The organism is Streptomyces stoeckheimensis, from assembly GCF_045822005.1.
Taxonomy (GTDB): domain Bacteria; phylum Actinomycetota; class Actinomycetes; order Streptomycetales; family Streptomycetaceae; genus Streptomyces; species Streptomyces stoeckheimensis.
This window is the reverse complement of record NZ_CP169550.1, coordinates 5,568,113-5,587,687: the sequence shown is the minus strand read 5'-3', so window position 1 is coordinate 5,587,687 and position 19,575 is coordinate 5,568,113. Positions and strand designations below refer to the sequence as shown.

Below are 19,575 nucleotides of genomic sequence, written 5' to 3'. Positions count from 1 at the left end.
GGGTTACTTCTTGCGGCGACGGCCGCCCGTGGCCTTCGCGGCCTTGCGGCGCTCCGCGCGCGTCATCCCGTCCGAGTCGTCACCGGAATCCGATTCGAAGTCGCCCTCGACGACGCCGCCCTCACCGTCGACCGTGGGCGCGGAGAAGTGCAGCCGGTCCGGCCGCTGCGGGGCGTCCAGACCCTTCGCCCGGATCTCCGGCTTGGTCAGCGACGGACCGGCGTCCGCCGAGACCGGGACCTCCTCGACCTGCTGCTCGACCTGGACCTCCAGGTTGAACAGGTAGCCGACGGACTCCTCCTTGATGCCCTCCTGCATGGCGTTGAACATGTCGAAGCCCTCGCGCTGGTACTCGACCAGCGGGTCCTTCTGGGCCATCGCCCGCAGGCCGATGCCCTCCTGCAGGTAGTCCATCTCGTACAGGTGCTCGCGCCACTTGCGGTCCAGCACCGACAGCACCACGCGGCGCTCCAGCTCGCGCATGATGTCGGAGCCGAGCGTCGCCTCGCGGGCCTCGTACTGCTCGTGGATGTCGTCCTTGACGGACTCCGCGATGAACTCGGCGGTGATGCCCGCGCGGTCGCCCGCGGCATCCTCCAGCTCCTCCACCGTGACCTTGATCGGGTAGAGCTGCCGGAAGGCGTTCCACAGCCGGTCCAGGTCCCACTCCTCCGCGAACCCCTCGACCGTCTCGGCCGTGATGTACGCGTCGATCGTGTCGTCCATCATGTGCCGGATCTGCTCCTGGAGGTCTTCGCCCTCCAGCACCCGGCGGCGCTCCTTGTAGATGACGGTGCGCTGGTTGTTCAGCACCTCGTCGTACTTCAGGACGTTCTTGCGCGTCTCGAAGTTCTGGGTCTCGACCTGCGACTGGGCCGAGGCGATGGCCCGCGTGACCATCTTGTTCTCGATCGGCACGTCGTCCGGCACGTTCGCCATCGACATGACGCGCTCGACCATCTGCGCCTTGAACAGGCGCATCAGGTCGTCGCCGAGCGACAGGTAGAAACGGGACTCGCCCGGGTCGCCCTGTCGGCCGGAACGGCCGCGCAGCTGGTTGTCGATGCGGCGCGACTCGTGGCGCTCGGTGCCCAGCACGTACAGCCCGCCGAGGTCCTTGACCTCCTCGAACTCCGCCTTCACGGCCGCCTCGGCCCGCGTGAGCGCCTCGGGAAGGGCGTGCGCCCACTCCTCGATGTGCTCCTCCGGGTCCAGGCCGCGCTGGCGCAGCTCGGCCTCTGCGAGGTCGTCCGGGTTGCCGCCGAGCTTGATGTCGGTACCGCGACCGGCCATGTTCGTGGCGACCGTGACGGCGCCGCGGCGGCCGGCCTGGGCGACGATCGAGGCCTCGCGCTCGTGCTGCTTCGCGTTCAGCACCTCGTGCGGGATGCCCCGCTTGGAGAGCTGCTGCGAGAGGTACTCGGACTTCTCGACCGACGTCGTACCGACGAGGATCGGCTGGCCCTTCTCGTGCTTCTCCGCGATGTCGTCGACGACGGCGGCGAACTTCGCGACCTCGGTGCGGTAGATCAGGTCCGCCTGGTCCTTGCGGACCATGTCGCGGTTGGTCGGGATCGGGACGACACCGAGCTTGTAGATCTGCTGGAACTCCGCGGCCTCGGTCATGGCCGTACCGGTCATGCCCGACAGCTTCGAGTACAGGCGGAAGAAGTTCTGCAGGGTGATCGTGGCGAGGGTCTGGTTCTCGTCCTTGATGTCCACCCCTTCCTTCGCCTCGATCGCCTGGTGCATGCCCTCGTTGTAGCGGCGGCCGGCGAGGATGCGGCCGGTGTGCTCGTCGACGATCATGACTTCGCCGTCGATGACGACGTAGTCCTTGTCGTTCTTGAAGAGTTCCTTGGCCTTGATGGCGTTGTTGAGGTAACCGACGAGCGGGGTGTTCACCGACTCGTAGAGGTTCTCGATGCCGAGCCAGTCCTCGACCTTCGCGACACCGGACTCGTGGATGCCGACGGTGCGCTTCTTCTCGTCGACCTCGTAGTCGCCGGTCTCCTCGATGCCCTTGAGGGGCTGGCCGGGCTCGCCCTTGGTGAGGCGCGTCACCAGCTTCGCGAAGTCCGCGTACCACTTGGTGGCCTGGTCGGCCGGGCCCGAGATGATCAGCGGGGTACGGGCCTCGTCGACGAGGATCGAGTCGACCTCGTCGACCACGGCGAAGTTGTGGCCGCGCTGGACGAGCTCGTCCTGCGACCACGCCATGTTGTCGCGGAGGTAGTCGAAGCCGAACTCGTTGTTCGTGCCGTACGTGATGTCGCTCGCGTACTGCTCGCGGCGCTGCGCCGGCGACATGTTCGCGAGGATGCACCCGACCTGCAGGCCGAGGAACTTGTGCACCCGGCCCATCATCTCGGAGTCGCGCTCGGCGAGGTAGTCGTTCACCGTGATCAGGTGGACGCCCTTGCCGGACAGCGCGTTCAGGTACGCCGGCAGCGTGCCGACGAGGGTCTTGCCCTCACCGGTCTTCATCTCGGCCACGTAGCCGAGGTGCAGGGCGGCGCCGCCCATGATCTGGACGTCGTAGTGACGCTGGCCGAGGACGCGCTTGGCGGCCTCGCGGACCGTCGCGAAGGCCTCGGGCAGCAGGTCGTCCAGGCTCTCGCCGTCCTGGAAGCGCAGCTTGTACTCGTCCGTGAGCGCACGCAAGTCGGCGTCGGAGAGGTTGACGAAGTCCTCTTCGATGGAGTTGACCTGGTCCGCGATGCGGTGCAGTTTTTTGAGGATCTTGCCTTCGCCTGCACGCATGAGCTTGTTGAAGACGGACACCGAGGTTTGTCTCCTTGCCGGTCGGGCCTGGCACTGTTTTCGTGCACGGGCACGGAGGGTGGGCCCCACCGCAACGGCCATCGTAAGCGAGGACGCGGTCGCGTCGGGAGGTCCGCACTGCCGCGGGGCTGGACTGCCCGGAAATGAGAACGTGTGAGGGGCACGGAAGGTGCCGGTATGGGCGGTCCCTCTTCCGGAAATCCGCTTCGCCCCCGCCGTCCTCCCACAGCAGAATCTCCCCATGGAACCGATCACGCTGACCACCGAGCGCCTCGTGCTGCGCCCCCTCGACGCCTCGGACGCCGACGAGGTGTACGCGGCGCTGCAGGACCCCGCGATCCAGCGCTGGATACCGGTCTCCGTCCCGTACGAGCGCACGCACGCCGAGTCCTTCGTGACCCGGGTCCCGGGCGGGCAGACCGGCTCGGAGTACAACTTCGGGATCCGGCTGGGCGCCGGCGGCCCGCTGGTCGGCTGCGTCGGGGTCGCACCGGAGGGCGAGCACGCGCACGAGCTCGGCTACTGGGCCGTCTCCGAGCACCGCGGCCTCGGCTACCTGCCCGAGGCACTGCCCGCCGTCCTGCGCTGGGCCTTCACCGAGCTCGGCTGCCCACGGATGATCTGGCGCGCCGGGGTCGGCAACCACGCCTCCCGCCGGGTCGCCGAGAAGGTCGGCTTCGCCGTCGAAGGCGTGGCGCGCGCGGGCATGGAACACCGCGGGACCCTGCGGGACTGCTGGACCGGCGCCATGCTCCCCTCGGACCTGGGCCTGCCCTCCCGCCTCCCGTACCTTCCCTCGCCTGTCAGTGCCACGCCCTAGGGTTCCGCCATGACGACCGCGCCCACGCCCACACCCACGCTGTCCCTGTCCGCCGACGAGGCCCGCCGCATCGCGCTGCGCGCACAGGGCTTCCTCGGGGCCCCCGACCGGCGCGGTGGTGTGCGGGGCGTCCTGCGCCACCTGGGCGCCGTGCAGCTCGACACCATCTCCGTACTGGCCCGGTCCCACGAACTCGTCCCGTACGCGCGCCTCGGCGCGGTCGGGCGCTCCGCCGTCGAAGCCTCGTACTGGTCGGAGAACCACGCCTTCGAGTACTGGTCGCACGCGGCCTGCATCCTGCCGATGGAGGAATGGCCGCACTTCGCCTTCCGCCGCCGGGCCAACAAGGCCCGCGGCCACCGCTGGCACATCCTGGAGGACAAGCGCCACTCCACGAAGACGGTCCTGGACCGCCTCGCCACCGAAGGCCCTCTGACCTCGACCGAACTGGGCGGCGCCAAGAACGGCGGCGAGTGGTTCGAATGGTCGGAGACGAAGATCGCGGTGGAGTGGCTCCTCGACGTCGGCGAGGTCGTCTGCACCGAGCGCCGCGGCTGGAAGCGCGTCTACGACCTCCCCGAGCGCGCGGTCCCCGCCGCCCTGCTCCACGACGAGCTGGACGACCGCGAGTGCAAGCGCCGCCTGGTGGCCCTCGCGGGGCAGTCCCTGGGCGTGGGCACGCGCTCCGACATCGCGGACTACCACCGCCTCAAGAAGCAGGACTTCGACGAGGTGGTCGAGGACGCGGGCCTGGTCCCGGTGGAGGTGGAGGGCTGGGACAAGCCGGCCTGGGCGGACCCCGCGGCCCTGGCGTCCCTCCCCCGGGGCCGCCACCGCACGACCCTCCTCTCCCCGTTCGACTCCTTGATCTGGGAGCGCCCGCGCACGGAGCGGATCTTCGGCTTCACCCACCGCCTGGAGGCGTACGTCCCCAAGCCCCGGCGGATCCACGGTTACTTCGCGATGCCGCTGCTGGCCGGAGGCCGCCTCCAGGGCCGCGTGGACCCGGCCCGCGAGGGCACCACCCTGGTGGCCCGCCAACTCTCCCTGACCACCCCGAAGGCGGCCCGCCCCATGGCCGAAGCCCTCCGCGAAGCCGCCACCTGGGTCGGCTGCGACACGATCCGCATCGACCGCGCGAGCTCTCCTGCGGAAGCGGAAGCAGTCACGGCGGAACTGTCCACCCTCTGAACCGGGGACAACCCCAGCCTCGCCGGCGTTTGAGGCGCGGGGTCTGGGGCGGAGCCCCAGGGGGTCCGGGCAGCGCCCGGGGAACGGTGGAAGGGCGGGTAGGGGACAGCCCCGCAGGGCCACCCACCCGCACCCGGTAACGGGACCTAGGGGACCCACCGGATGGGGACCTACCGGATCTCGAGGATCTTCTCCCGCATCGCGTACACCACCGCCTCCATCCTGGAGTGCAACTGCAGCTTCTCCAGAATGTTCCGCACGTGGTTCTTCACGGTGTTCTCGGAGATGAACAACTCCTTCGCGATGTCGCGGTTGTTCATCCCGGTGGCCACCAGCTTCAAGACCTCGAGCTCCCGATCCGTCAGCCGCGGCGCCGGCACCAACCGCCGCTCGTCCGTCCGCTGGATCATCGACTTGAATTCCGTCAGCAGCTTCGACGCCATCGACGGACTGATCTGCGACTGCCCGTCCGCCACCGCCCGGATCGCCGTGGCGACCTCGTCCGTGGAGATCTCCTTCAGCAGGTACCCGGTGGCCCCCGCCTTGATCGCGTCGTAGAGGTCCGCCTCCTCGTCGCTGATCGTCAGCATGATGATCTTCGCGGAGGGCGCCACCTCCTTGATCGAGGTGCACGCCTCGATGCCGCCCCGGCGCGGCATCCGCACGTCCATCAGCACGATGTCGGGCAGGAGATCCGCCGCCTTGTCCACGGCCTCCGCCCCGTCACCCGCCTCGCCGACGACCTGGATGTCCTCCTCCTGTGCGAGGACGATCTCCAGCCCGCGCCGGAAGAGCGCATGGTCGTCGACCACGAGCACCCGGATCGGCTCTGCCACCCGGTCCTCCTCACGGCAGCCCGCACCGTTGTCGTCGCGCACCGGCCCGAAGCTGTCGGCCATCGTTCCTCCCCCTGCACCACGGTGCTGAGCTGCTGGGTCAATCCGACGAGAGCGGCCGCCGGCTGACTGCCCGACATGATTCCATGCCCGAGTAACCGAACGGGGGCCGACGGTTACCGGCCGACCCATACAAGCCACCGCTTCGCAGCCGTCACCTCACACGAGTGCCCCCGCGCCCGCCTGGGCGAACGCGGGGGCACCACACCGGCACCGCACGAACCTCCGGATCCAGCCCGGAATCAGTCCGGAATCAGTCCCGAATCAGCGGCTCAGCCTCCGAGCGCGCCACCCGCTCCCGCGCCGTCGAGCCCACCTGAGCTGGAGGCGGCGTCGGAGGCGTTGAGGTGGATCACGCCGTAGTCGTAACCGTGGCGCCGGTAGACGACGCTCGGCATCTTGGTGTCGGAATCGACGAACAGATAGAAGTCGTGACCGACCAGTTCCATCTCGTAGAGGGCCTGGTCGAGCGACATGGGTGCGGCCGAGTGGGTCTTCTCGCGAACGATGAGCGGGCCTTCGCCCTGCACTTCCAGCGATCCGATCCGGATGGTCGGAATCGCGTCCGCCTTCTCGCCGTTGACGGGCTCACCGTTGCCGTTCAGGGTTGCGGCGTCCGGTACCACGTCGGCGACCTCGGCCGCCGAGATGCGGCCCGCTCCACGGCGGGTGTAGCGCTTGTCGTGCTGCTTGCGCAGCCGGGCCTCCAGCTTGTCCTGAGCGAGGTCGAGCGCCGCGTATGCGTCGGCGGCGGAAGCCTCGGCACGAATCACCGGGCCCCGCGAACGCAGGGTGATCTCCACGCGGTCGGAACGGTCGGCCTGGCGCGGGTTGTGCTCCTTGGACACCTCGACGTCCAAGCTGATCACCTTGGCGTCGAGCTTCTGGATCCGCTCCGGATTCAGCTTCTCGGCGACGTGCTTGCGGAACCGGTCGGGCACCTCGGTCTTACGGCCCTTGACGACGATGTCCACGCAGAACTCCGTTCCCGGATAGCCACGCCCCAGGGGCGAAGCGTCTCCCTTTCGCACCAGACCCCGGTGAACACCGGAGCCTCGGACTTGGCGACTTCCACCTCCTCCTCCCCCATCGGCAAGATCTACACCCCACCGACTTCGGAGTCGAGGGACAACCTCTGACACGAAGTTTCCGAAACGTACAGACGCTCGAAACGTGCGCTCCGATGCGTGGGGCCCAAGGTTCGCCAATTCCTTACAACCGAACATATCCCTCTATGCCGGTTGTCGGCACCCGCTACCGGAACGTACCTCCGTTCAGGTGGCCGTTCCCTCTTACTACCTGCAACGATGCGCCTTCCCTTCCAGTTCCAAATCTATTCACACGTTTTTTGGTCTGTACGAGTTGCACCCGGGCCGCGGCGCACGAAGGAGTCCGCCGGCGCCGCCACCACGGCGGCCACCAGAGCCGCAGCCCCGGCCGCCCCGATCCCGGCCGCGCGCAGTGCCCGCGCCGCCTCCGCCAGGGTCGATCCGGTGGTGACGAGGTCGTCCACGATGACGATCCGGGCCGCCCACCCCGTCACCCGGCCGGCCCCGGGCCGCGCTTCCAGGGCCCCGGCGAGGTTCTCCCGGCGCTGTACCGCCCCCAGGCCCGCCTGGTCGGCCACCGCACGCCGCAGCCGCAGTACGGGCGTCACGCGCGCGGGCACGCCCTCCCGCCGCAGCCGCGCCGAGGCGGCCAGCGCGATCCTGCGCGCCGGATCGTGCCCGCGCGCCCGCACCCGGTGCCGCGCGGAGGGCACGGGAACCAGTGCCACGCCCCCTCCCCCCGCCCCGCCCGCGCGGACCGCGGCCGCCAGGGCGGCGCCGAGGACGGCGGCCAGCGGCAGCGCGCCGCGCTCCTTGTGGGCCAGCACGACGGCTCGTACGGCCTCCCGGTACGCGGTGGCCGCATGGACCACGGGCAGCCCCGCCGGGCACGGAGACGGCCGTACCGGGCCCGCCCCGGCCCCACTGAGCGCCGACCGGCAGGCTCCGCACAGCACCGCGCGCCCCGCACCGCAGCCGGCGCACCCGACCGGCAGCACCAGCCCGGCGAGCTCACCGGCCAGCACCCGCCACCACTCCCGCATGGCATCCACCCTGCCGGGCGCGGGCGGCACCCCACCACCCCTGTGGACAACCACGGAAGACGCGGTTCACCCCGGTCCGGGGTCCGGCCCGCCGCCCGCCGCCGTCAGCCCGGGTAGATCGGAGCCCGTCCGCCGGCCACCACCGTGCGCCACTGCGCCCCCGGCGGCAGCCACACGATGCCGTCCTCCAGCGACTCGGCGACCACCGGCTTCTTCTCGTCCTCGCTCGCCGCGACCGCCACCAGCCCGGTCGCCCCGGGCAGCCCGCCCCCGACCATCGAGCCGTCGGCCAGCAGGTAGCGGGCCTGCACGACCATGCCGCTCTCCCGGCCCACCACCAGCAGGCGGCCGCGCGGCGCCCAGCTCATCGCCGTCACGTCCGCCAGTTGCGGAGCGGCCGGGCGCAGCTCGCGCACCGAGACCGCCGAGGAGTCGCCCTTCCCGTCGGGCCGCTCGATCCGCCCGGTGTACAGGGACTTGCGGCTCTCCTTCGCCACCACCAGCGCGATCCGCACCCCGTCGGGCGAGGCCTTCACCCCGGTGATCCGCCCGCCGGCCAGCCCGGACACCTCGACCCGTTCGGGTGCCCCGGTGCCGTGGGGGATCCGCCACAGCGTCGGGTCCTGCGGGTCGGGGTCGGCGACCCACAGGTCGCCCGCCGCGTCCCACGTCGGGGTGGCGAGCCCGTTGGGCTTGGCCCCCTTTCCGGTCAGCAGCGGCGGCGGCATCGCTCCGGCGGTGGTCAGGTTCACCACGTACAGCCCGTGCCCGTCCTCGGAGACCACCGCGGCACGCTTCTCGTCGTAGGACACGGCCGCGGAGCCCACCTTGAAGGCCGGGTTCCCGGACAGCGGCCCGGGAACCGGTGTCGGCGGGTCCTGCTGCTCCTCGCGGTTGGGGTCCAGTTGGAGCCGCTGGAGCCGGTCCTCGGCGTCCACGTAGTACTGGTGGCCGGGCGAGGGCGGCCGGTTGGCGATCGTGGCCGCGGCCACCTCGGTCACCTGGCACAGCGTGGTGCCGTCGGAGCGCAGGAGGTCGACCCGGTCGACCCGGGAACCCGTCAGGTCCTTGACCGTGTACAGGATCTGGGTGGCCATCCGCTGGCACAGCGGCTCCGGGGTGTCGTCCACCTGCTTGCTCAGCGGTACCCGCAGCGTGTTCTGACCGTCGACCGACAGGGATTTGGTGCCCTCGCGCAGCTCGGTGCCGGTGGGGAAACTGGAGGTGACGACCGGCCCGAGCCACTTGGAGGGGCCGTTCAGCAGCGAGGTGACGGTCTGGGTGGTGGGGTCCATCCGGGAGTCGGGGTCGCTGCGCTGGCGCACGTAGACGGGGTCGGCGACGAGCGTGGAGCCCGCGAAGTAGTACTTGTTGACGGGCCGGTAGATGCGCTGGAAGTCGGACTCGCTCAGCACCAGGCTGCTGGGCGGGGTCGCGATCCGCCACTGGCCGTCCTTCTGCTGGAGCTGGAGGAACTCCTCGTAGCGCCGGTCGCCGGTTTCCGGCTGGTACGCGCTGCGCTCGTCCACCGTGGCCAGCATCTTGCCCGTGATCTTGAACCGGGGCGCCGCCGGGTCCTTCTCGCCCTGTACGGAGAACCGGTCGAGGCCGGCGGCGAGCACGGTGACGGCCGCTCCGGGCTTCCAGTTCTTCGCCGCGTCCTCGGTGAGGTACTTGCGGGCGGTCTGCAGCTGCGGATCATCGCTGGTCATGGCCTCCAGGAAGCCGTCGACGATCTCCTGCGGACTGGCCTTGTCGGCCGGCGGCACGCCGAACACGCGGACCTGGGAGTCGACGCCCTGCGAGGCCTCCACGGGACGGACCTCGCCGTGGTCGGGCATCGAGGCGCAGCCGGCGAGCAGCAGCCCTGCCGCCCCGAAGGCGCAGGCCCTGAGGGCGCCGAGGGCGCGCGGCGCGAGCCGCCGCGACCGGCCCGGCTCAGCGCCCATGCGATCCACCCGCTCCGCCCGATCCGCCTGATCCACCCGCTGCGCCCGCTCCACCCGATGCGCCGGTTCCGCCCGCTCCACCGCTGCCACCCTCTCGGTCGGTTGCTCCCGCCGTCCCGCCGGACCCCGTGCCCGCCGCCCCGCCCCCGGAACCGTGTCCCTGCTCCGCCGGCCCCGGCCGGGTCACGACCCGTGCCCCGTTGCCCGGCAGTGCCGTCGGGTCGGCCGGTACCGGCACCGCACCCGCAACGGGCGACCTGGGCGGCATCGGCGCCCGGTCACCGCGCCCGGCCGCCTGCTGCGCCTCCTGCGCCCGCTGTCCGGCGGCCGCGGAGCCCTCCGCCGCGGCCCTGGCCCGGTTGGCCCGGGAGTCCTCGGGCTCCAGCGGGATCGGCGACCCGCGCAGCGGCTCGTCGGCGGTGCGCGGCAGCGTCAGGCGGAACTGCGAGCCGCCGCCGGGCTCGCCCCACGCCTGGAGCCAGCCGCCGTGCAGCCGGGCGTCCTCGACGGCGATGGACAGGCCGAGGCCGGTACCGCCGGTCGTGCGCGCCCGCGCCGGGTCCGCCCGCCAGAAGCGGTTGAAGACGCGGGTGGCCTCGCCGGGCTTGAGCCCGACTCCGTAGTCCCGTACGGCCACGGCCACGGCCCCGCCCGCCGAGGCGAGCCGGACGACCACGTCGCGGCCCTCGCCGTGCTCGACGGCGTTGACGACCAGGTTGCGCAGGACCCGCTCCACGCGCCGGGCGTCGGCCTCGGCTATCACCGGCTGGGTGTCTCCGAGGACGCGGATCCGGGTGTTCTTGTGATCGGCGAGCGGCTTGGCCGCGTCGATGACCCGGTGCACGACGTCCCGCAGGTCGATCGGCTCCGCCTCCAGGGCGGCCGCGCCCGCGTCGAACCGGCTGATCTCCAGCAGGTCGGCGAGGAGGGACTCGAAGCGGTCGAGCTGTCCGGCGAGGAGCTCGGCGGAGCGCGCGGTGACCGGGTCGAAGTCGGCGCGGGCGTCGTGGATGACGTCCGCGGCCATGCGTACCGTCGTGAGCGGGGTGCGCAGCTCGTGGGAGACGTCCGAGACGAAGCGGCGCTGCAGCCGGGAGAGGTCCTCCAGCTGCTGGATCTTGTTCTGGAGGTTCTGGGCCATCTTGTTGAAGGCCTCGCCCAGGCGGGCGATGTCGTCCTCGCCGGTGACCTTCATCCGCTCCTGGAGCCGCCCCGCCGAGAGCCGCTCGGCGATCCCCGCGGCCATCCGGACGGGGGTGACGACCTGGCGCACGACCAGCCAGGCGATCCCGCCGAGGAGGACCACGACGAACAGCCCGGCGGTGGCGATGGTGACCTTGACCAGGTTGAGGGACTCCTCCTCCTGGGTGAGCGGGAAGAGGTAGTACAGGTCGTACGGGTCGCCGTTGATGTCCGTGAGCCGCTTGCCGATGACGAGCGCGGGCTCGGGCAGCTTGTCCCCGGCGTCGGTGTAGCGGATCTGCGAGAAGGTCTTGAAGGCGCCGGTCGCGTGGTTCACGTTGCGGCGCAGCCCCAGCGGCACGCTGGCGTTCGGGTCCACGTTGCCGGAGGCGCGTGCTCCGCGGACGCCGCCGAGGGCTCCGCGGGCCGGCCGTTCCTCGCCGGTTCCGCTGCCGGCGCCCAGCGCCGCCACCTCGAAGGCGCTCTGCCCGCCACTGGCGAGCTGTTTGACCAGGGAGTTCATCCAGGTACTGGCGTCCCGGCCGACCTTGTTGTCAGAGGCGTCGGGCCCGTCCGCCGTATAGGGCGTGTTGGCCTTCTCCTGTGCGACCGCGAAGCCGCCCGCGGCCTGGCTCTGCGCGGCCTCCTCCTTGGCGTCGAGGAGGCCCTTGCTGACCTGCGCGATGACCACGAACCCGAGGGCGAGGACCACGGCGAGGGAGATCAGCAGGGTGGCGGCGACCACCCGGAGCTGGATGTTGCGCCGCCACAGCCGGACAGCCGGAAGCAACGGCCGACGCACGAGGCGTACGAACAGCCGCAGCACGGGGCCGCCGGGCGCTCCTACCGTGTCGAGACGGAGCAGCCGACCGCCCCGCAGCGCTCCCCAGCGGGAGCGGCCACGGGGCTTGCCGGGTGTCATGTCAGCTCGGTCCGGCCTTGTAGCCGACCCCGCGCACGGTCACGACGATCTCGGGGCGCTCCGGGTCCTTCTCGACCTTGGAGCGCAGTCGCTGGACGTGCACGTTGACCAGGCGGGTGTCGGCCGCGTGGCGGTAGCCCCAGACCTGTTCCAGCAGCACCTCGCGGGTGAAGACCTGCCAGGGCTTGCGGGCGAGCGCGACCAGCAGGTCGAACTCCAGCGGGGTCAGGGCGATCGAGGCGCCTTCCCGCTTGACCGAGTGCCCGGCCACGTCGATGACCAGGTCACCGATGGTCAGCTGCTCGGGCGCGGGCTCTTCCGAACGGCGCAGGCGGGCCCGGATGCGGGCCACCAGCTCCTTCGGCTTGAACGGCTTGACGATGTAGTCGTCGGCCCCGGACTCCAGGCCCACGACCACGTCCACGGTGTCGCTCTTGGCGGTGAGCATGACGATCGGTACGCCCGACTCGGCGCGGATCAGCCTGCACACCTCTATGCCGTCCCTACCGGGCAGCATGAGGTCGAGCAGCACGAGATCCGGCTTCGCCTCCCGGAAGGCAGCCAGTGCCTTGTCGCCGTCCGCTACGAACGACGGCTCAAAACCTTCTCCACGCAGCACAATGCCGAGCATCTCGGCCAGCGCGGTGTCGTCGTCGACGACAAGGACGCGTCCCTTCATGGTTGACATCATCCCATTAGCTAATCGTTACCCGGCGGTGAGCTGTCCCACAGCCAAAGGGGCTGGAAATCGTCCCTCGGACCTGCGTGGAGATCAGGACGCCCAGTGTGCCCCGGATCCGGCCGCCGTACGAAGGCACGAACGTCCCGGTATGCAGGAGACCCCCTGGTCCGTTCGGGACGTCTGGTCCGTTCGAGGTTGTCACATGGCACGATGGCAGCCGTACCAAGCGCCCCGTACCCCGCAGTGCACGTGAAGGAGCGACGATGAACGACTCTCCGGGCTGGGCTACGCCCGGATCCTCCCCGTCCGACGGTGAGGGCTCCCACGGTACGCAGCCGCCCGCGGGCGGTTCCGGCGATTCCAAGTGGTCCGCCGAGCAGCCGCCCCCCGGTCAGTGGTCGAGCCCGACCCCGGGCCAGACCCCGCCGAACCCGCAGCAGCCGCCCGCGGCACCCCAGCCGGGCGCGGGCTGGGGTGCGCAGGGCGGCGGCAACCCCGGCGGCTGGGGCAACCAGCCCCAGGCGGTGAAGCCCGGCGTGATCCCGCTGCGCCCGCTCGGGATCGGCGAGATCCTCGACGGGGCCGTCACCACCATGCGCAAGCACTGGCGCGCGGTACTGCCCATCACCCTGGCCGTGGCCGTCGTCGTCCAGGTGGCGAGCGTGCTCCTGCAGAAGTACGCGTTCGGCGACGTCGTACTGGACCAGTCGAGCGACGCACCCCTGGACGAGCAGATCGACGCCCTCGGCTCCCTCGTGGGCGTGTCCGCGGTGGACGGCTTCATCCAGCTCATCGGAGCCATCGTGGCCACCGCGATGCTCACCATGATCTTCAGCCGTGCGGTGCTCGGCCACGCCTCCTCCATCGGCACCGCCTGGCGCGAGGCCCGCCCGCAGCTGGCCCGGCTGTTCGGCCTGACCCTCCTCCTGGGCCTCGGCTCGGCCCTCGTCTTCGCCGTGCTGGTCCTGCCCGGCGTCCTCGCCGGACAGGCCGCCCTCGCCGCCCTCGGCGGTCTCATCGCCCTCGGCCTGATCGTCTGGCTCTGGATCAAGTTCTCCCTGGCCTCGCCCGCCCTGATGCTGGAGCAGGCGACGGTGCGCAAGTCCCTCGTCCGCTCCTCCAAGCTGGTCAAGGGCTCCTGGTGGCGGATCTTCGGCATCACCCTCCTCACCGGCATCATCACGACCTTCGTCGCGGGCCTGATCGTCCTCCCCCTCACCCTCGTCGGCGGCCTGGCGTTCGGCGGCGGCCTCGAAGGCATGGCCGACGGCACCGGAACCACGAGCTGGGGCTACCTGATCAGCACGGCCATCGGCGGGATCATCGCCCTGGCGATCACCATGCCGATCCAGTCGGGCGTCACGGTCCTCCTCTACGTCGACCAGCGCATCCGCCGCGAGGCCCTCGACCTGGAGCTGGCCCGGGCGGCGGGCATCGAGAACTACGGCACGACCACGCCGCCGACCGGAGGCTGACGCGGGAATGAGGAGCACGGGGGGCCTGCTCACACCACCACCCACCCCACCCGTCACCATCGGCCGCGAGGCCGCCCGCGAGGCGGCCCGCGCCGAGCTGGCGGAACCCGCGTACCACCAGAACGACCCGGGGCTGTTCGAAAGGGCCCTGAACCGCTTCTGGGACTGGGTCGGCGACCTCTTCGACCGCGCCTCCGGCGCGACCCCGGGCGGAGCCCTCGGCCTGCTGGCCGTCGCCGTCTTCGCCCTCCTCGTCATCGCCGCCCTGTGGTGGCGCCTGGGCGCCCCCCGCCGTACGGCCACCCGCGCCGCGGGCACCCTCTTCGACGACGGCATCCGCAGCGCGGCGGACCACCGCGCCACCGCCGAGGCCCTGGCCGGCGCGGGCCGCTGGAGCGAAGCCGTCCAGGAGCGCATGCGCGCCGTGGTCCGCTCCCTGGAGGAGCGCACCCTCCTCGACCCCCGCCCGGGCCGCACCGCGGACGAGGCGGCGGCCGAAGCGGCCGTCTCCCTCCCGTCCCACGCCGCGGCCCTGCGCACGGCGGCACGCACCTTCGACGACGTCACCTACGGCGCCCACCCGGCCACCCCCGAGATGTACGCCGCCCTCACCACCCTGGACCAGGCCCTGTCCCACACCAAGCCCCTCCTACCGGACCCCACCCCATGACCGCCACCCCGAACCCGAACCCGAACCGGAACCCGGACCCGAACCGGAACCCGGACCCCAACCGGAACCCGGACCCGGACCCGGGCACCGGCACAGGGACCGGTGTGGGCACCGGTGTGGGCACCGGTGTGGGAACAGCCCCCGGCACCGGCGCGGGAACAGCCCCGGGCACGGTCACAGGCCCCGGCACCGGCGCGGGCGCGGCCCCGAGCACGGTCACAGGCCCCGGCACCGGCGCGGGCGCGGCCCCGAGCACGGTCACAGGCCCCGACGCCGGCGCGGGCGCAGCCCCGGGCACCGGCGCAGGCCCCGGCACCGTCCCGGACATGGGAGCGGACGCCCCGGGCACCAGTGCGGCCCCAGGCGCAGCCTCCGGCCCCGGCCACCCGACCCCGGGCGCAGCCCCGGCCCGCTGGGACGGCGGCGCAGAAGCGTCCGCCGGAGTCCTCGCCGCGGCGTCCGGCGGGCCCGCCGCTCCTCCCCGTACCACCGCCGGAGGCGCATCGCCGCGGGACCTCTGGACCCGCTCCCGCGGGTTCCTCCTCGCGCTCGCGGTGCTCCTCGCCGCCGGGCTGGCCCTCGCCGCCCTGAACTCCGGTGCCCGGCACGGCTACCTCGACCCCCGCTCCGCCGACCCCTCCGGCAGCCGGGCCGTGGCCGAGCTGCTCAAGGAACGCGGGGTCACCACCCGGGTCGTCACCACCGCCGCGGAGGCCGCCGACGCCGCCGGCCCCGACACCACCCTGCTGGTCACCGACCCCGACCGGCTCGGAGAGACCCAGCTCCGCGACATCCGCACCGCGATCGACCTCTCCGGCGGCCGCACCGTCCTGCTCGCCCCGAGCACCCTCAGCCTCCCCGCCCTGGCCCCCGGCACCCGCATCGACGGCGACTCCCCCGCCCCGGACGCGAACCTCGACCCGGGCAGCACCTGCACCCTCCCCGCCGCCACCACCGCGGGCCGCGCCGCCACCGGCGGCGGCCACCGCTACACCACCAGCAGCACCGGAGCCACCGGCTGCTACCCCAGCTCCGGCCACCCCACGCTCCTCGTCCTGCCCACCGGCATCCGCGGCGGCGACACCGTCCTCCTCGGCTCCGAGGGCATCTTCCTCAACAAGACCCTCGCCCAAGAGGGCAACGCCTCCCTCGCGCTCCAACTCCTCGGCTCCCGCCCGCACCTCGTCTGGTACCTGCCGTCCCACGCCGACAGCAGCACCGAAGGCGACCGCACCGGCGAGGAACAGAGCTTCCTCGACCTGATCCCCGCAGGCTGGAGCTGGGCCCTGCTCCAGCTGTTCCTGGCCGCCGCCGTCGCCGCCCTCTGGCGCGCCCGCCGCCTCGGCCCGCTCGTCACCGAACGCCTGCCCGTCCTCGTCCGCGCCTCCGAGGCCACCGAGGGCCGCGCCCGCCTGTACCGCAGGGCCGGCGCCCGCGACCGCGCGGCCACCGTGCTGCGCGCCGCCGCCCGCGAACGCCTGGCCGCACTGGTCGGCGTACCGGCCGCCCAGGCACACGACCCCGCCTCCCTGGTCCCCGCGGTCGCGGCCCGCCTCACGGCCGGGCCCCCGCAGGACCCGGACCCGGCCACCCTGCTCTTCGGCACGACCCCCACCACCGACGCGGCGCTCATCGCGCTCGCCGACCACCTCGACGCCCTCGAAAGGGAGGTCCGCACCTCATGACGGCCACCACGGACAGCGCCCGCTCCGCCCTGGAGGCGCTCCGCACCGAGATCGGCAAGGCCGTGGTCGGCCAGGACTCCGCCGTCACCGGTCTCGTCGTAGCCCTCCTCTGCCGCGGCCACGTCCTCCTCGAAGGCGTCCCCGGCGTCGCGAAGACCCTCCTCGTACGGGCACTCGCCGCCTCCCTCGCACTCGACACCAAGCGCGTCCAGTTCACGCCCGACCTGATGCCGAGCGACGTCACCGGCTCCCTCGTCTACGACGCCCGCACCGCGGAGTTCTCCTTCCAGAACGGCCCGGTCTTCACCAACCTGCTCCTCGCCGACGAGATCAACCGCACGCCCCCCAAGACCCAGTCCTCCCTCCTCGAAGCGATGGAGGAGCGCCAGGTCACCGTCGACGGCACGCCCCGCAAGCTCCCGGAGCCGTTCCTCGTCGCCGCCACCATGAACCCGGTCGAGTACGAGGGCACGTACCCCCTCCCCGAGGCCCAGCTCGACCGCTTCCTCCTGAAGCTCACCGTCCCCCTCCCCTCCCGCGAGGACGAGATCGGCGTACTGACCCGCCACGCGGCCGGCTTCAACCCCCGCGACCTGCACTCCGCCGGCCTCCGCGCCGTCGCCGGCCCCGCCGAACTGGAAGCCGCCCGCAAGGCCGTCGAGGCCACCGCCGTCTCCCCGGAGATCACCGCGTACGTCGTCGACATCTGCCGCGCCACCCGCGAATCCCCCTCCCTCACCCTCGGCGTCTCCCCGCGCGGCGCCACCGCGCTGCTGGCCACCGCCCGCGCCTGGGCCTGGCTCGTGGGCCGCGACTACGTCACCCCCGACGACGTGAAGGCCCTCGCCCTGCCGACGCTGCGCCACCGCGTCCAACTGCGCCCCGAGGCCGAGATGGAGGGCGTCACGGCCGACGCGGTCATCACCGCGATCCTCACCCACGTCCCCGTCCCGCGCTGATGGCGTTCACCGGACGCGCCGCCCTGCTCGCGGCCCTCGGCAGCATCCCCGTCGGCGTCCTCGGACCGAGCTGGACGGGGATGCTGGCGGTCAACGCCCCCATCGCCCTGGCCTGCGCGATCGACTACGCCCTCGCGGCGCCGGTCCGCCCGCTCCAACTGGCCCGCTCCGGCGACACGTCGGTACGCCTCGGCGAATCCGCCGACGTCCACCTCACGATCACGAACCCCTCCCCCCGTACGCTCCGCGCCCGGATCCGCGACGCCTGGCCCCCGAGCAGCTGGCTGCAGGGCACCGAAGTCGCCGCCTCCCGGCACACGTTGACGGTCCCGTCGGGCGAACGCCGCCGCCTCACCACCCGGCTGCGGCCCACCCGCCGCGGCGACCGCCAGGCGGCCCGCGTCACGATCCGCTCGTACGGCCCGCTCGGCCTGCTGGCCCGCCAGGGCCACCACACCGTCCCCTGGACGGTCCGCGTCCTGCCGCCCTTCGCGAGCCGCAAGCACCTCCCCTCCCGCCTCGCCCGCCTGCGCGAACTCGACGGCCGCACCAGCGTCCTGACCCGCGGTGAGGGAACGGAGTTCGACAGCCTGCGCGACTACGTACCGGGCGACGACACCCGTTCCATCGACTGGCGGGCCACCGCCCGCCAGCACAAGGTCGCCGTCCGGACCTGGCGCCCGGAACGCGACCGCCACATCCTGATCTGCCTCGACACCGGCCGCACCGCGGCGGGCCGCGTCGGCGACGCCCCGCGCCTCGACTCCGCGATGGACGCGGCCCTGCTCCTCACCGCGCTGGCCACCCGCGCGGGCGACCGCGTGGACCTCCTGGCCCACGACCGCCGCCCCCGCGCCCAGGTCCAGGCCCGCTCGGCGGCCGACACCCTGCCCGCCTTCGTGAACGCGATGGCCACCCTCGAACCGGAACTGGTCGAGACGGACACCCGCACCCTGGTCTCCACCATCCTGCGCAGCGCCCCGCGCCGCTCCCTGGTGGTCCTCCTGACCAGCCTGGACGCGGCCCCCGTCGAAGAGGGCCTGCTCCCGCTCCTCCCCCGCCTCACCCAGCGCCACACGGTCCTCCTGGCCTCGGTCTCCGACCCCCACGTGGCGGAGATGACCACCGCCCGCGGCACCGTCGAAGCCGTCTACGAAGCCGCCGCGGGCACCCAGTCCCAGTCCGCCCGCCGCCGCACGGCCGAACAGCTCACCCGCCACGGCGTCCACGTGGTCGACGCCACCCCGGACACCCTGGCCCCGGCCCTGGCAGACGCCTACCTGGCCCTCAAAGCCGCCGGCCGCCTCTGACCCCGGCCGTCTCTCCACGGGGACGTGCCGTCCCGATCTGGATACGCTGGGCGCGGCACCCACCAGGAGGACATCATGGCCGACCTCACCCCGGAGCAGATGCGCCGCATGCACGACTTCGCGGAGCAGCTCTCGGAGCTGGCCGAGCACCAGGAAGACCAGTGGAAGGTGCAGACGACCGAAGGCCAGATCTCCCTAACCATGATGAGCCCCACGGCTCCCCACGGGCTGAACGTGGTGCGGCTACGCCGTCAGATCGAGGCCCAGACGCCCGAGGTCATGGCCCTCAACGACACGAGCATGGGCGATCCCGTGACAGGCCTGACCAAGGTCCCCGACCTCATGGTCATCGCCGAGGAAGACACCGACGACACGGCGAAGGTGGTCAACTCGCGCGATGTCCTGATGGTGGTGGAGGTCGTCTCCCGTACGAATTCCCTCACCGACATCCGCGACAAGCTTCACGACTACCCGAAGATGGGGGTCCCGCTCTACGTCGTGGTGGACCCCCGCAAGGACAAGAAGACCGCCACGGTGCACAGCGACCCCTCGGAAGGACCCGACGGCATCCGTTACCGCAAGACGGTTCCCTACTCCTTCGGGGACACCGTCGCCGCCGGCCGCTGGACACTCGACACCAGCACCCTCAAGAGCTACCCCGCCGACTGGTAGGAGGCCGGCCCCGGCCGAATCCGCAGGGGGCCGGGTCCCGAAAGGCCCGTAAACGCAGAAAAGCCCCGCACCGAACCCGTAAGGGCTGGTGCGGGGCTTTCCCACAATGATTGTTCGGCGGCGTCCTACTCTCCCACAGGGTCCCCCCTGCAGTACCATCGGCGCTGAAAGGCTTAGCTTCCGGGTTCGGAATGTAAACCGGGCGTTTCCCTAACGCTATGACCACCGAAACACTATGAAGTTAACCAACCGGATATGAACACAGTTCGTTACTTCAGAACTAACA

At 71.9% G+C, this 19,575-nt stretch carries 15 protein-coding genes and 1 rRNA gene; 8 read left to right on the top strand and 8 right to left on the bottom strand.

From position 1 onward, the window contains the following. Positions 1 to 3: 3 nt before the first annotated feature. Entirely contained in the window at positions 4 to 2,784 is a 2,781-nt protein-coding gene (gene secA, locus ACE1OC_RS25335) for a preprotein translocase subunit SecA (RefSeq protein WP_407838945.1), read from the bottom strand. A gap of 241 nt (positions 2,785 to 3,025) precedes the next feature. Between secA and ACE1OC_RS25330 the strand changes: the two genes are divergently transcribed. Together ACE1OC_RS25330 and ACE1OC_RS25325 are read left to right on the top strand one after the other, a co-directional pair. Beyond that, complete coding sequence (locus ACE1OC_RS25330; protein ID WP_407838944.1) at positions 3,026 to 3,604, top strand: GNAT family N-acetyltransferase; 579 nt, start codon at positions 3,026 to 3,028, stop codon at positions 3,602 to 3,604. A gap of 9 nt (positions 3,605 to 3,613) precedes the next feature. Next, complete coding sequence (locus ACE1OC_RS25325; protein WP_407838943.1) at positions 3,614 to 4,795, top strand: winged helix-turn-helix domain-containing protein; 1,182 nt, start codon at positions 3,614 to 3,616, stop codon at positions 4,793 to 4,795. Between the two features lie 170 nt (positions 4,796 to 4,965). On the opposite strand, the gene ACE1OC_RS25320 is transcribed toward ACE1OC_RS25325, so the two are convergent. The 6 genes from ACE1OC_RS25320 to mtrA form a co-directional block, all read right to left on the bottom strand. Further along, positions 4,966 to 5,694 carry a response regulator gene (locus ACE1OC_RS25320; RefSeq protein WP_250751046.1) on the bottom strand — a complete coding sequence of 243 codons (729 nt, stop codon included), beginning with the start codon at positions 5,692 to 5,694 and terminating at the stop codon, positions 4,966 to 4,968. Between the two features lie 269 nt (positions 5,695 to 5,963). Continuing rightward, entirely contained in the window at positions 5,964 to 6,665 is a 702-nt protein-coding gene (gene hpf, locus ACE1OC_RS25315) for a ribosome hibernation-promoting factor, HPF/YfiA family (protein ID WP_407838942.1), read from the bottom strand. A gap of 359 nt (positions 6,666 to 7,024) precedes the next feature. After that, positions 7,025 to 7,783 carry a ComF family protein gene (locus ACE1OC_RS25310; RefSeq protein ID WP_407838941.1) on the bottom strand — a complete coding sequence of 253 codons (759 nt, stop codon included), beginning with the start codon at positions 7,781 to 7,783 and terminating at the stop codon, positions 7,025 to 7,027. A 104-nt stretch (positions 7,784 to 7,887) separates the two neighbouring features. Next, positions 7,888 to 9,732 carry an LpqB family beta-propeller domain-containing protein gene (locus tag ACE1OC_RS25305; protein WP_407838940.1) on the bottom strand — a complete coding sequence of 615 codons (1,845 nt, stop codon included), beginning with the start codon at positions 9,730 to 9,732 and terminating at the stop codon, positions 7,888 to 7,890. Further along, the gene (gene mtrB / locus ACE1OC_RS25300; RefSeq protein ID WP_407838939.1) at positions 9,722 to 11,836 is read right to left on the bottom strand and encodes an MtrAB system histidine kinase MtrB; all 2,115 of its coding nucleotides are present in this window, start codon (positions 11,834 to 11,836) and stop codon (positions 9,722 to 9,724) included. Before mtrB ends, ACE1OC_RS25305 begins: the two co-directional genes overlap by 11 nt. A gap of 1 nt (position 11,837) precedes the next feature. After that, the gene (gene mtrA, locus ACE1OC_RS25295; RefSeq protein ID WP_274552971.1) at positions 11,838 to 12,527 is read right to left on the bottom strand and encodes a two-component system response regulator MtrA; all 690 of its coding nucleotides are present in this window, start codon (positions 12,525 to 12,527) and stop codon (positions 11,838 to 11,840) included. Between the two features lie 254 nt (positions 12,528 to 12,781). Here mtrA and ACE1OC_RS25290 point away from each other — a divergent pair, with 254 nt between their 5' ends. The 6 genes from ACE1OC_RS25290 to ACE1OC_RS25265 all read left to right on the top strand — a co-directional run bounded on the left by ACE1OC_RS25290 (position 12,782) and on the right by ACE1OC_RS25265 (position 19,289). Next, positions 12,782 to 13,993, top strand: coding sequence for a hypothetical protein (locus ACE1OC_RS25290; protein WP_407838938.1), 1,212 nt, complete (start codon positions 12,782 to 12,784; stop codon positions 13,991 to 13,993). A 7-nt stretch (positions 13,994 to 14,000) separates the two neighbouring features. Continuing rightward, positions 14,001 to 14,663 (top strand): DUF4129 domain-containing protein, encoded by a 663-nt coding sequence (locus ACE1OC_RS25285; RefSeq protein ID WP_407838937.1) that lies wholly within the window; start codon positions 14,001 to 14,003, stop codon positions 14,661 to 14,663. Continuing rightward, on the top strand, positions 14,660 to 16,348 hold the full coding sequence (locus tag ACE1OC_RS25280; protein WP_407838936.1) for a DUF4350 domain-containing protein: 1,689 nt from the start codon (positions 14,660 to 14,662) through the stop codon (positions 16,346 to 16,348). The genes ACE1OC_RS25285 and ACE1OC_RS25280 overlap by 4 nt, the downstream gene beginning before the upstream one ends. Next, a complete protein-coding gene (locus tag ACE1OC_RS25275; RefSeq protein ID WP_407838935.1) occupies positions 16,345 to 17,307 on the top strand; it encodes an AAA family ATPase in 963 nt (320 codons plus the stop codon). Before ACE1OC_RS25280 ends, ACE1OC_RS25275 begins: the two co-directional genes overlap by 4 nt. Then, on the top strand, positions 17,307 to 18,617 hold the full coding sequence (locus ACE1OC_RS25270; protein WP_407838934.1) for a DUF58 domain-containing protein: 1,311 nt from the start codon (positions 17,307 to 17,309) through the stop codon (positions 18,615 to 18,617). The genes ACE1OC_RS25275 and ACE1OC_RS25270 overlap by 1 nt, the downstream gene beginning before the upstream one ends. Before the next feature lie 75 nt (positions 18,618 to 18,692). Then, positions 18,693 to 19,289: a Uma2 family endonuclease gene (locus tag ACE1OC_RS25265; protein ID WP_407838933.1), complete on the top strand. Its 597-nt coding sequence runs from the start codon at positions 18,693 to 18,695 to the stop codon at positions 19,287 to 19,289. A 112-nt stretch (positions 19,290 to 19,401) separates the two neighbouring features. Here the strand turns inward: ACE1OC_RS25265 and rrf are convergent. Beyond that, positions 19,402 to 19,519: ribosomal RNA gene (gene rrf / locus ACE1OC_RS25260) — 5S ribosomal RNA — on the bottom strand. Positions 19,520 to 19,575 lie beyond the last annotated feature (56 nt).